General features: G+C 41.3%; 12 protein-coding genes and 2 pseudogenes. 6 read left to right on the top strand and 8 right to left on the bottom strand.

Annotation, left to right across the window (positions count from 1 at the left end; genetic code table 11):
• The 4 genes from GDZ68_RS18280 to GDZ68_RS18370 all read left to right on the top strand — a co-directional run.
• On the top strand, positions 1 to 272 hold a 272-nt coding region (locus GDZ68_RS18280; protein ID WP_228551171.1), incomplete at its 5' end, for a hypothetical protein.
• 332 nt (positions 273 to 604) lie between these two features.
• The gene (locus GDZ68_RS17815) at positions 605 to 931 is read left to right on the top strand and encodes a nucleoside triphosphate pyrophosphohydrolase (protein ID WP_153723670.1); all 327 of its coding nucleotides are present in this window, start codon (positions 605 to 607) and stop codon (positions 929 to 931) included.
• A 241-nt stretch (positions 932 to 1,172) separates the two neighbouring features.
• Positions 1,173 to 2,036 (top strand): DEAD/DEAH box helicase family protein, encoded by an 864-nt coding sequence (locus tag GDZ68_RS18375; RefSeq protein WP_330583168.1) that lies wholly within the window; start codon positions 1,173 to 1,175, stop codon positions 2,034 to 2,036.
• A gap of 143 nt (positions 2,037 to 2,179) precedes the next feature.
• Entirely contained in the window at positions 2,180 to 3,343 is a 1,164-nt protein-coding gene (locus GDZ68_RS18370) for a helicase-related protein (protein ID WP_330583167.1), read from the top strand.
• Positions 3,344 to 3,891: 548 nt separating this feature from the next.
• Here GDZ68_RS18370 and GDZ68_RS17805 read toward each other — a convergent pair.
• The 5 genes from GDZ68_RS17805 to GDZ68_RS17785 all read right to left on the bottom strand — a co-directional run bounded on the left by GDZ68_RS17805 (position 3,892) and on the right by GDZ68_RS17785 (position 8,573).
• The gene (locus GDZ68_RS17805) at positions 3,892 to 4,746 is read right to left on the bottom strand and encodes a DUF6282 family protein (RefSeq protein ID WP_153723669.1); all 855 of its coding nucleotides are present in this window, start codon (positions 4,744 to 4,746) and stop codon (positions 3,892 to 3,894) included.
• A gap of 66 nt (positions 4,747 to 4,812) precedes the next feature.
• Entirely contained in the window at positions 4,813 to 6,096 is a 1,284-nt protein-coding gene (locus GDZ68_RS17800; protein ID WP_153723668.1) for a TRAP transporter large permease, read from the bottom strand.
• A complete protein-coding gene (locus tag GDZ68_RS17795; RefSeq protein ID WP_194841232.1) occupies positions 6,096 to 6,590 on the bottom strand; it encodes a TRAP transporter small permease in 495 nt (164 codons plus the stop codon). Before GDZ68_RS17795 ends, GDZ68_RS17800 begins: the two co-directional genes overlap by 1 nt.
• A 91-nt stretch (positions 6,591 to 6,681) precedes the next feature.
• The gene (locus GDZ68_RS17790; RefSeq protein WP_153723666.1) at positions 6,682 to 7,704 is read right to left on the bottom strand and encodes a TRAP transporter substrate-binding protein; all 1,023 of its coding nucleotides are present in this window, start codon (positions 7,702 to 7,704) and stop codon (positions 6,682 to 6,684) included.
• Between the two features lie 23 nt (positions 7,705 to 7,727).
• Positions 7,728 to 8,573, bottom strand: coding sequence for an alpha/beta hydrolase (locus GDZ68_RS17785; RefSeq protein ID WP_153723665.1), 846 nt, complete (start codon positions 8,571 to 8,573; stop codon positions 7,728 to 7,730).
• Positions 8,574 to 8,756: 183 nt separating this feature from the next.
• Between GDZ68_RS17785 and GDZ68_RS17780 the strand changes: the two genes are divergently transcribed.
• On the top strand, positions 8,757 to 9,665 hold the full coding sequence (locus tag GDZ68_RS17780) for a LysR family transcriptional regulator (protein ID WP_228551172.1): 909 nt from the start codon (positions 8,757 to 8,759) through the stop codon (positions 9,663 to 9,665).
• 224 nt (positions 9,666 to 9,889) lie between these two features.
• Positions 9,890 to 10,483, top strand: a complete 594-nt coding sequence (locus GDZ68_RS17775) for a TetR/AcrR family transcriptional regulator (RefSeq protein ID WP_153723663.1) — start codon at positions 9,890 to 9,892, stop codon at positions 10,481 to 10,483.
• Between the two features lie 59 nt (positions 10,484 to 10,542).
• On the opposite strand, the gene GDZ68_RS18365 is transcribed toward GDZ68_RS17775, so the two are convergent.
• From GDZ68_RS18365 to GDZ68_RS18140, 3 genes and pseudogenes are all read right to left on the bottom strand, one after another.
• On the bottom strand, positions 10,543 to 10,926 hold the full coding sequence (locus GDZ68_RS18365) for an AMP-binding enzyme (protein ID WP_408020127.1): 384 nt from the start codon (positions 10,924 to 10,926) through the stop codon (positions 10,543 to 10,545).
• Between the two features lie 42 nt (positions 10,927 to 10,968).
• Positions 10,969 to 11,091 (bottom strand): annotated as a pseudogene (locus tag GDZ68_RS18415) (hypothetical protein); the annotation flags it as partial.
• Between the two features lie 164 nt (positions 11,092 to 11,255).
• Positions 11,256 to 11,784 (bottom strand): annotated as a pseudogene (locus GDZ68_RS18140) (arylsulfotransferase family protein); the annotation flags it as partial.

Genomic DNA, 11,784 nt, shown 5'->3' with positions numbered 1-11,784 from the left:
ACTTTATATTGCTGTTAACTTTTGGGGTTGCTTTGCAGCTATATAGAAAATATACAGGATCACTATGGATAAGTATTATCTTCCACATTGTTTATCTTGAAGTGGCCAGATATATTTCAATGGGCGGAATTTTTGAGCCAGATGTTGCTCTTTTAGAGTTTGATGAGACGTTTGGAGGCTTTCTGACGCTATATCTGTCATTTTTGTTTATAGTGATATTTAGTATAGTGGTATTGTCAGTTTTATTGCTAATTGATAGAAGAAAAGAGTAGCCTAAATTGCAATATTATCTCCGGCCCCCCTTAGCGTTGCATAGAATACACATAAAACATAGGTGTATATTTATCCCACTCGTATTCTTGTGATAACATTTGGTTCCTGTGCGAGAAACATTAAAAGGGAAATTTATACTTTAACGTAGTTCTAAAAACGCGTTTCTGTACAATGATTAAAAAGCTTGGTAAGTATTCGTTATTCGACTGTTATAGTCAATGAAATTCCACGGAAATCCCCACTGAACAACTACCGATTCCAGCAAGGAAATATACTTGTCCCTGTCCTATGGTAGAATGTAGGAAATATCAGAGAATGGGAGAGGGTTTTCATGCCAGTCTACAATAAATTGGTCCGCGATTTTATTCCCGAAATTATCGAACAGGACGGGAAAATATGCGTGACGTATGTATTGAATGAATCAGCTTACATAGCAGAAGTAAACAGGAAGATGCATGAGGAACTGGCGGAATATGAAGAGGCCAATACAGCAGAAGAATCAGTCGAGGAGCTCGCGGATTTATTGGAATTAGTCTACGCGGCCGCGCAGCATCACGGCGTCACGATTGAAGAACTCGAAACGGCGCGCAAAGAAAAAGCTGAAAAATGCGGCGGCTTCACGGAGCGGATCTATCTGGTTGAAGTGCAGGATGACTAGACTGCGCCTGCTCACGCGAAACCTGCTCGGCGGCTTGTAGCGTCTGACCGCTGAAGCCGACACGATCTACTGGATGACCGCCTTCCTGATGAAATCGGGCGTCAAGGAGGTTCTACCCGTATTGCATGAAGCTTCCCTGCGAGGCGCTGAAATCAAAATTCTGACAGGTGATTATCTGTCAATCACATAGCCGGATGCACTTGCTTTATTATTTGAAGAACTGCCGGGTGCTGAACTCCGCATGATCGAAAGTGGCGGCACGTCTTTTCATCCGAAAGCGTATCTGTTTAAATCTATAGACAGCGCGACGGTCATCATTGGCTCGTCCAACTTGTCGAAACCCGCATTGACTTCCGGTATCGAGTGGAATCTGTATGCCCCTTCTGAAGTCGATGCGGATATTTTCGAGACAGCAGCGGATGAATTCATGAAACTGTTCCTGTCTTTGAACACGGTGCCCGTCCATTTGGAACAGATTGAAAAATACCGGCAGCGCTACGACGAACTGAACCGAAGCCTGCCGTTCAGTGCGGGATTCGATCCGAAATCTGAAATCGAAATGACATTCGGTACTTCCGGTCAGGAACAGCAGATTGCCGACCCGAATGAAATCTACGCTTCTCCGATTTTGGAGCCGCGGCCCGCTCAGCAGCTGGCGCTGGATGCCCTGCACGACACAATCATCGCGGGTCACGAAAAAGCATTGGCGGTCCTTGCGACTGGACTCGGCAAGACCTATCTCGCCGCGTTCTTCGCAAAAAGTTATAAGCGCGTACCGTTCATCGCCCACCGTGAAGAATTGCTTCTGCAGGCACAGCAGTCATTCGCAAACGTCTTCCCTTGCAGGACCAGCGGAATCTATAACGGCTATCAAAAGGACAAGGAAACTGAATTCGTCTTCGCATCGATCCAGACACTCGCGCGGAAACATCACCTTCATCAATTTGCGCCGGATACATTCGACCTGATCGTCTTGGATGAATTCCATCATGCTGCAGCCACAACCTACGAGCGCGTACTCGAGTACTTCAAGCCGGCCTTCCTGCTTGGCCTGACCGCTACTACCCGACCGGCTCGACAACAAGGACGTCTACAGCCTGTGTGATGGCAACGAAGCCATCTCGATCCATTTACCTCGACGCAATTCGAAAACAGTGGCTCTCCCCTTTCATCTATCACGGAGTGCTGGATGAAACGGACTACAGCAATCTGAAATGACGCATTAACCGCTACGATGAAGAAGAACTGTTGCGGCTACAATTGCGCGAAAGCTATGCAGAAGCGGTGCTGAACGCATGGAAGGAACATAAACAAAGCCGCACGATCGGGTTCTGCTCATCGATCCGCCAGGCCGTCTTCCTGAGCGACTTTTTCAAGGAAGCAGGCTATCGCTCACTCGCCCTTCATGGCAAAATCGACCGCCATACGAGAACGACAGCGAGAGAAAAACTCGAATCAGGCGAACTCGACATCATCTTCACCGTCGACTTATTTAATGAAGGAATCGATATCCCGTCCGTCGACACTTTGCTGTTCGCAAAGCCGACCGAATCACTGACCGTCTTCACGCAGCAGATCGGACGGGGATTGCGCATAGCTGACGGCAAATCGCATTGCGTCATCATCGACCTGATCGGTAATTATCGCAATGCGCGAAAGAAATACCAGGTTTTTTCGGAAGACAATGAACTCCCTGCAAAAATCTGCAGCGTCACCTTCACGGTACCTAGTTTTTTCGAGTTTCATTTCGACACGGCTGTCATTAACCTGCTTGAAGCCATGAAACAGAACGAGCCGATCCAGCAGCGTCTGATCAATGCATATTTTGAGCTGAAAGAAGAACTTGGGCGGCGCCCGACGTACCTTGAGTTTCATTTGAAAGGGAAAGAAGATTCGAAAGCGATTCAGCAGAAGTTCGGGACGTATCCAGTGATGCTGGAGCATGCGAGGGATTTGAGTGAGCTGGAGAAGGAAGTGCTTGCCGCGCACAGGGACTGGCTGATCGAAGTGAATCGTACAGGTATGACGAAGAGTTATAAGGTGGTTTTGCTGAAGTATATGCTGTCGCGCGGGCGGGCTGGCTGGTATAAGCTAGTCACGCCGAGTGAAGTAGCGCCGTTTTTTCATGCTTATTTGATGGAGAAGCCTTATAGAAGAGATGCTGATTTGACGGATAAACGCGGGAAGGCGCTGCGTGTGTATGATGAAGATAAGGTTGCGAGATTGATTAAGGATATGCCGATGATTAAGTGGAGCGGGTCTTCTAAGGGGAAGATTTTGTTTGAGGGTGGGATGTTTGTGCTGCGGTTGGATGTGAATGTTGAGCATGAAGAGATTTTGTTTAGGTGGGTTGAGGGGATTTGTGAGTATCGGTTGGCGTGGTATTTTGAGAGAAGAAACACTAAGAATTAATCAGTATATGAATTCACTAGCCGGAAGTCTTATTCATAGTATTTAAACAAGGTACTCACACAATTCATTTCATGTTGAAAAGCGCAAGAAAACGGTCTCCCCTCCCTGCCAATCAAGAGATTTCAAGGTTGATCGAGCGTATTGATATCTGCGCTTCTGCCGCTGTACCCTGCTGTTTTAAAGCTGGAGTCCCAATAGTTGTTTCCCACATTGACGGGATTGCTCATCACCTTAAAAAAACATCCTGCATTTCGAGCGGGCTGGCGCTGCAGTATACCATGTCTCTCGCCGAAAGATATCTAGAATATTTGCAGACAGCTGAATAAAAATCTGCACAGAGAAAAGCACCTTCTACAAAAAGGTGCTCTACCTGCTTCTTATCCGAAAAGTATCAAATACTAGGTCCTAACGCAATTCAGATACAGTTCAGGCGTATCGTTCTATATACATGCTGGAGATATCCCTTACTGTCTAATAGGTATTCGTTCCTCAGATATCCATAAAAGTATCTCCGGCTTTTCCTGATTTCTGTAAAAAAAATCCTTAATTCAAATTAAGTTTAATAAACGAGCTGGCAATTCCTGTGTCATATAAGTAATATGTTGCACGGGAATTTGATTAGCCATTAAAAAGGTAATATACTCTTCCAAAGCATCTTCCCAGAACGGATTTTCAACTTGTCCTCCATCTGTCGATACTAACACATTTTGGTATCCTACATTTCTGATGATTTCTAGATTGCCTGGAAGATTATTTTTAAAACTTTGATCAGGCATTGGTTGTGCATAGCAAAGTTCTAGAAATACATTGTATTTCTGGGTGATCTCAATTTGTTCTTGCATTGACATGCCCACAATCCAAAATTCGGGATGTGTCACTACGATTTTATCAATTCCCAATCTTTTAGCTTCCTTGACAACCGTAAAAATCTCATCAGGAGAAAGATGACCTGTAGCCAATACCGCATCATACTCTTTAATTAATTGCAAAATACATTCCAATTCCTTAACTACTTTATTATCTTGTACACAAATTATGCCGTCTTCTCCTTGACTTAATTTTTCCATGTGATTTCTTGCATGGATTGTTGGAAGCCAAACAATTTTAGCTCCCATCTTTAAACCCGCTTCGACTGCAAAAGGATTCAGACCGCCAATTGCTTTATTTAATGTAATGCTCCCAAACATTGTTAATTCCGTCTCTTTATGTTTTCCTCGTGTTTTCATTTCATTTAATAAGTAGGCTCTATTCATACTTGTCCCAAAGTGGTTTTTTATCACTATTGCTCTTGCGCCTACCCGAATACCTGCATTCATGAGATCTATATCTGAATAAGCTCGTTCCGCTATGTCAGGCTTTGAATGAACATGCATGTCTATAACACCTTTTAATAATTCCTTCATCGTGGTTACCTTCCTTTTTATATGTTTTGATGAAATTAGTGTATAATCGAATCAATTTCCCCATTTTTATTGCGGCATCAAACTAGGCAGCCATAGTGTGAACCAAGGGACAAAGGCTAAAATTACAATGGTTACAAAGGCAGCGATCATGTAAGGAAAAACACCTTTTACAACTTCTGTAAATGAAGTTTTCGCAACAGCAGCTGTTGTAAAAAGATTTATGCCAAATGGCGGAGTAATCAATCCGGTAACGAGTGCGATACAAAAAGTGACACCTAGATGAAGTGGATCCATTCCCAGTTGAACGCCGATTGGTATGAGTATTGGTCCAAGTATTACAATTAAAGCTAACACTTCCATGAAACATCCAGCTATAAACAGAATCACTAATAACAGAATGATATATATATATTTGTTACCCAAAAAAGGTAACAAAGAATCTGCTATTGAAGTAGGTATCTTGGCGGCAGACAATATCCAACCGAAATTTGCTGACATTGCCATTATGAACATTACCATGCCTGATGTGACAGTCGTCTTTTTCATAGAATCAATCAAGTTGTGAAACTTGAATTCCTTATAGACAATACTTAAAAGGAGACTGTACACTACAGCTACTACAGCAGCTTCAGTCGGAGTGAAAATACCTTTGTAAATACCTCCGAGAACAATAAGTGGAAGAAGCAAAACAGGAAACGCGTTTCGAATAGAAATGAAAATATCTCTAGGAGAACTGCTGCCTACTGTTTGAATTTGTGTTTTTATATTACGATTCACTAATAAATTCACAACTATGAAAGAAACCGTTAACAACACTCCGGGTATAATTGCCGCAATAAACATTTCCGGGATGGATGTGTTCATCGTACTGCCATAGACAATCATTGCTATACTTGGCGGGATGACAGGGCCCAGTGCTCCGGCCGAAGCGAGAATACCTGAAGCCTGGGCTTTTGAATACCCGTTATTTAGCAAGGAGGGAAGCATGATGGCTCCTATTGCTGCGACTGTTGCAGGACCAGAACCAGTCAAAGCTGCAAATATAGCACAGCAAATGATTGTAACCGTCCCTACGCCTCCAGGTACACCACCTAGTATTTTTTCAATACATAATACTAATCTTTTGGAAAGCCCGCCAGTCTCCATTAAATATCCTGCAAAAATGAAAAGAGGGATAGCCAATAAAGGAAAACTATCTATTCCCAAGACCGTCCGTTGAGAAATTAAAATGAGAGGGCTCATATCCGTAATCAACAAGAAGGTAATACTAGACAAACCTATGACAAACGCGATCGGAACACCAAACGCTAATAATAAAAGCATCGTGCCCAAGAGTAGAATCGCTTCCATTATTCGTTTTCTCCTTCCGCTGTTGCTTTGTAATGTATGATAAAGTTATGGAATATACCGATCATCATTCCAAAAGCACCTACAGGTAAAGACAAATAGACAATAGCCATAGGAATTTGCAGGCTAGGCGTCAGTTGATCGGTCGTAAGAAAGACCATTTTTAAGCCATAAATGAATAGCACCACTACAGCAATCATCACCATGGCATCACAAGTTAGATTATGAATTCTTTTGAGGTTGCCGGTTAGCTTGTCATTCAATAAAGTCACTGTAGCATGGGCGTTTTCATTGATACAAATACTTGCACCTAACATGGTTAACCAAATAAAGCTGTATCTAGCCAGCTCTTCAGTACCAGTCATCGAAGCGCCCAAAATATAGCGAGTGTATACTTGAACGGCTATCGAGCCAGTTAAAACTGCCAGGAATATCAACGAAATCACAATAAAAATAGTATTTATGAACTTATTGATGTTAGACACGATATTGTTCATATTGATTACTCCTCGTATTAAAAGTAAGACAGATGCAAAAAGAGCAGTTCTTTCATTTCCTGCATTTGCATCTGCCATGGCTTCTAAAATCTTATTTAGACAATCTAGATTCGATTTTCTTCATCAGATCTTCTCCGATTTGCTCTTGATACTTATCATAAACGGATTGCACAGACTCCCGGAAAGGAGTTTTATCATCGATATTGTTTACCACAGCGCCGCTTTCTTCCATTTCCTTAAGAAGTTGTTCATTAACCTCCTGAGTGGAGACTCGCTCATCAGCAGCCGCTTTCTTAGCAGCATCTTCTACCAGAGTACGCTCTTCTTCGTCAAGACTTTCCCATATGCTTCTCGAAACACTAAGGGAAATAGGAGAGTAAAAGTGATCAGTGAGAGAAATATATTTACTTACTTCATACGTTTTAAAAGTGTACATAGGTGTGATTGGCTGTTCAAGTCCGTCAATTGTTCCTTGTTGTAATCCTGTAAACACCTCATTTGAAGCCATAGTTGTAGGATTTGCTCCTAAAGCTTTGAATGTGTCTACATACAAAGGATTTTCGGGAACCCTGATTTTAATGCCCTTTAGATCAGATACAGACCTAATGGGCCGAATGGAATTAATGACGCTTCTAAACCCTCCCTCTCCCCAAGATAGAATTTTCACATCGTATTGATCATACAACTCATTCTCAAGCTCGCTCATGATATCTTGATCATCTAGTACGTTATAAGCTTCCTCTTTAGTATCAAATAAATAAGGGAGGTCAAATGCCATGAATTTTGGATTAAATGATCCGAAGCTGAAATTTGTGATTACTGCTGCATCAATCGTTTGGATTTTCATTCCTTCTATCATAGAGATTTCACTGCCTAGTTGGGCATCGCTAATGATATCAACTTCAATTGAGCCATCGGAAGATTCTTCTACATAGTTTTTAAAATTTGATGCAAGCACATGATATGGATCCGTATCCTGCGCCGGATCGATATGCCCCAGTTTGATTACTTTCTTCTCAGTCTTACTTCCATTTTCTTTCCCGCTATCTCCTGCGCAACCGGCCAACATACCAAAAACCATCATACAAGAAAGAAACATAAGAAATCTTTTCATTATAAATCCCCACCTTTTAATTTTTAAAGTCTATATTTATCATGTACTTTTTCCATAAACAACATAACACACGTATTAAATTTATCCGCTTCATAATAAAACATCATGTGACCACTCTTATAAAACTTGTTTATTTCTGAATATCCTTTAATTTCTTTTGCATAAGCATCCACCATATCCAAACCATAATCGTTTGAATCACCGCCAAATATTGAAACAGGAACAGACAGGCTTGCAAGAGTCTTGAAGTTATCAGTTTGACAAAAGTCATAGTGTAGCTCCAAGGCTGTCCAAGGCGGTGTCAGCTTGAACTCATTGATTATCCAGTTACGATCGTCATCCGACATTTTTCCATTGGAAATCCGCTGAATAAATTTATTATAGAATGCATCTGCTTCATGATAAAGTGGCATGTAGACCTGAAGCCAATTATCAACATCGTAAGAGCGTGAGCGATGCTTATTCCATTGATGATCAGAAAAAGGATGCAATGAGCCGTCAATTAAAATTAACCCTTTCAATTTATAAGCCTCTGTGATTTTTGCGTAACTAACAACGACCGAAGAAGCAAGTGACCACCCGCCGATGACTACGTCCTCCAATCTCAAATGATCCACTAATTCTTTAATGTCAAGAGCGTTTCGAATGACAGTGTTATTGCCGATACTTTTTGAAGAACGTCCTTGCCCTCGTGGATCAAAAGTGATTACCCTGTAATGCTTTGATAGAGCGCTTACATTTCTTTCAAAGAATTGAGTGGTAGCTAAAAAACCAGGCATCAATATTAATGGTCTGCCTTTTCCAATATCCTCAAAATAGATATATGCTCCGTCGGAAGTCTTAAAAAATTGATCTTGAGTAAACTTCATGTGTATGCTCCTATGTTTTCAATCTAGGTTAACCTGATAAGCAGCTGTCTTAGTAGTTAAATAATATCAAGATCTGTCGTATAGGTCTAATATTAAATTTACATATTAGATATAGTGTTTATGTTATAATAAGTTTAGTGAAGATTGCAAAATTAATTATTAAGGGAGAGGAAAGCAGTGACAATGAAAGAACTAATTTATATAATTGCAATAGCAGAAGAAAAAAGCATATCGAAAGCAGCTGAGAAATTGTATATATCTCAGCCGTCACTCAGTCAGTGTTTATTGCGAGTAGAAAGAGAATGCGGCACAAAGCTTTTCAACCGAACCGCCAGAGGACTTTTTTTGACCTATGCAGGCAATAAATATGTAGAAACAGCTCTTAAGATAACCAACTTATATAAAAACTTTGAGAATGATCTGCTTGAAATTGATTATATGAGAAAAGGCCATATTAGTATTGGAACAACCGTGCATCTTGGCTCAATAATACTACCGATAGTTTTGTATGAATTTAAGAAAAAGTATCCAAATATTGAGATATCAATTAAAGAGGGATCGTCTAAACAAATAGAAATGAAAATTAAGAATGCAGAAGTGGATATCGGATTAATACACTCTCCATTACAAACGAATGAAATAACTTATCTGCCTATAAAAAAGGATCCTTTTTTAATAATATGTCATAAGGGAAGTCATTTAGAGGAATTGTTCAAGTATAAAGAGGGGAGTAACTATCCTTTTATTGAGTTGTCTAGCTTGTCGGACGAGAAATTTATTTTAGCTCATCCTTATCAAAGAGTTAGGCAGATATCTGATGAGATACTTAGCACAATAAAAATCAAGCCTAATATATTTTTGATAAGCAGAAGTGTACAAACAGCCATTAGTCTGGTTGCTTCGGGTTTAGGCGTGTCATTTGTGCCGGAGTCATATGTTTCACTTTTCAATTATCAGATCGTTCCCAATTTTTGTTACATTGATCAATGCCCCAACGCATATTGGACACTTGCTGTAGCCTATAATGATGAAAATAATTTAAGCGGTCCTTCTAAAGAGTTTATTCGTTTAGTTAAAAAGAATTTCTCTTGATTTCTATAATCACTTCAGCAAAGTTTTTATATCAAGACATAAAAAAGACCTTATTATTTAGCGTCAGGTACCAGGTCCCCACCCAATTCAAAAAAACTCTATTCTTTATCAAACTCAAAAAGAACTTTAGCTCTCAAAATTCAAATCACAAAAACCGCCTTCTCTCCATATTTTCATAAAGATTCTACAGGCAGCTTCATTAGACGCCGGCTGCTCTTCTGGGTATGATAGATCTAACAAAACTAAAGGAGAAATCCATACACCATGAAGAGAAAAAACAATTTAACAAGCGGCGGAGGTTCGATCCAGCCGTCCATTTATTCAGCCAGAAGCCCTTTTCGGTAGTTAGTATGAGGGATATCGCGAAAGAGGCGGAGGTTTCTTCTACACTTTTCTATAAATACTTTGACGATCAGCAGCGCCTCTATATAGAAGCCATGAAGATTGAAGCGCAAACAATGATGATTTGTATTTCTACTATCCATGAGCTCTCCGAATTAGTGGAATACTATATCCGCCACATGTTCAATGAAGAAGTCCTCTATCAAATGATGGCTTATTTCATGTTGGAAAGTGCAGGAAAACGGGCAGCCCTCCCTGCCAATCAAGAGATTTCCAAGTTGATCGGGCATTTCGAGTTTGTGCTTCTGCCTCTCTATTCTGTCGAGGCAAAGCGGGAGTCCCAATTGCTATTTTCCACATTGAAAGAATTGCTCATCACCTATAAAAATCATCTCTCATTTTCGAACGAGCAGGCGCTGCAACATATCCTGTCTCTCACCGAAAGATATCTAGATCATTTAAAGACAGCTGAATAAAATCTGCACAGCAAAAAGCACATTCTCCAAAAAGTTGCTTTGTTTGTTTCGTATTCGAATCAGTTGACAGCCATTTCCTTTAAGCGATTCTTCAGTATTTTTCCAACGGCATTACGAGGCAGTCCATCCACAAACACTACTTCTTTCACCGCTTTGTAGGATGCCAGCTTTCCCTTGCTGAAGCTGATTACCTCTTCTTCGGACAACTCTTCATTCGGAGCTTGTACAACAAACGCCCTCGGGACTTCTCCCCACTTTTCATTCAGCGCACTCACAACTGCTACGTCCGCGATCACCGGATGCTGAATCAAGGCCTGCTCCAATTCTGCCAAATAAAGATTCTCGCCGCCGCTGATGACCATATCTTTCAGTTGGTCCACGACATAGAGAAAACCATTTCCATCAATATATCCGATATCACCCGACTGCAGTTCTCCATCCACCACCGTGCTTCTGTAGGCTTCTTCATTTTTATAGTAACCAATGAAGACTTGAGGGCCGACGACGAGAATCTCCCTGAGTTCACCATTCGGCAAAGACTCTTTCGTCTCTGTATCCACTATTTTGGCAGTTCCGTGCATGACAGGCTTGCCCATCGAGTCATACTTTTCGGGGTCCTGCGTTTCTTTTCAAAACGTTAACATCTGGTTCCTGCGCAAGAAACATTCATGATTGTTTGAACTAACATGACTATTTGAACTTTCACGTTTGTTTTGCACACAGGAACCGACCACCGTGTTCTGCACCAACTGTAACCATGCCTGATAACACTTTATTTTACTATACCAATAGGTACATAAACTATCCGTGACTTGCCAATTACTACCCCGGCAGCATCTACTGCATGGACTTGAAAATACGGACAAGCACCCGTTAATTCCACAGCTGTCTCAAAGCCGTTCCGTTCCTTACAAACTACGACCGACATTGCGTAAGGGTTCCATCCAGCCAGCGTCTTCCAGCCTGCCACTTCTGTAGCACCATTCCACGACATATAAACAATGGCAGTATGGTTCCCATACACCCCCACTCCTATGTCGGGAAGTTCTAGTGGCAGTCCAACCCATTCATTTTTAAATGCTCTGTAGGAAAAATTATCGCCCGGAAATTGTATGTCGTAAATCATATGCAAAGCCGGATCTTCTTTTGTATTGCCGGCATAGTTAAACTCGGATACGTAAGGTCCCTGTCCCCAGCCGATCAACTGATTACCATTTGGCAGTTTTTGCATATTCCCCTGATGGGATGCATGAACTGGAGGATCGTGAAAATAGGTCCGATCCACCTTCGCTGTCATATGC

The organism is Sporosarcina cascadiensis (genome assembly GCF_009650995.1).
Lineage (GTDB): Bacteria > Bacillota > Bacilli > Bacillales_A > Planococcaceae > Sporosarcina > Sporosarcina cascadiensis.
The sequence above is the reverse complement of the archived record's forward strand: the minus strand, read 5'-3'. Positions and strand labels throughout refer to the sequence as shown.

What these genes read in the sequence shown, in the direction of transcription:
- GDZ68_RS17785 (WP_153723665.1), bottom strand. Translation starts at nt 8,573, where the DNA reads ATGAAGTTTACTCAAGATCAATTTTTTAAGACTTCCGACGGAGCATAT.
- GDZ68_RS17815 (WP_153723670.1), top strand. Translation starts at nt 605, where the DNA reads ATGCCAGTCTACAATAAATTGGTCCGCGATTTTATTCCCGAAATTATC.
- GDZ68_RS17795 (WP_194841232.1), bottom strand. Translation starts at nt 6,590, where the DNA reads ATGAACAATATCGTGTCTAACATCAATAAGTTCATAAATACTATTTTT.
- GDZ68_RS18375 (WP_330583168.1), top strand. Translation starts at nt 1,173, where the DNA reads ATGATCGAAAGTGGCGGCACGTCTTTTCATCCGAAAGCGTATCTGTTT.
- GDZ68_RS17805 (WP_153723669.1), bottom strand. Translation starts at nt 4,746, where the DNA reads ATGAAGGAATTATTAAAAGGTGTTATAGACATGCATGTTCATTCAAAG.
- GDZ68_RS17780 (WP_228551172.1), top strand. Translation starts at nt 8,757, where the DNA reads ATGAAAGAACTAATTTATATAATTGCAATAGCAGAAGAAAAAAGCATA.
- GDZ68_RS17800 (WP_153723668.1), bottom strand. Translation starts at nt 6,096, where the DNA reads ATGGAAGCGATTCTACTCTTGGGCACGATGCTTTTATTATTAGCGTTT.
- GDZ68_RS17775 (WP_153723663.1), top strand. Translation starts at nt 9,890, where the DNA reads ATGATAGATCTAACAAAACTAAAGGAGAAATCCATACACCATGAAGAG.
- GDZ68_RS17790 (WP_153723666.1), bottom strand. Translation starts at nt 7,704, where the DNA reads ATGAAAAGATTTCTTATGTTTCTTTCTTGTATGATGGTTTTTGGTATG.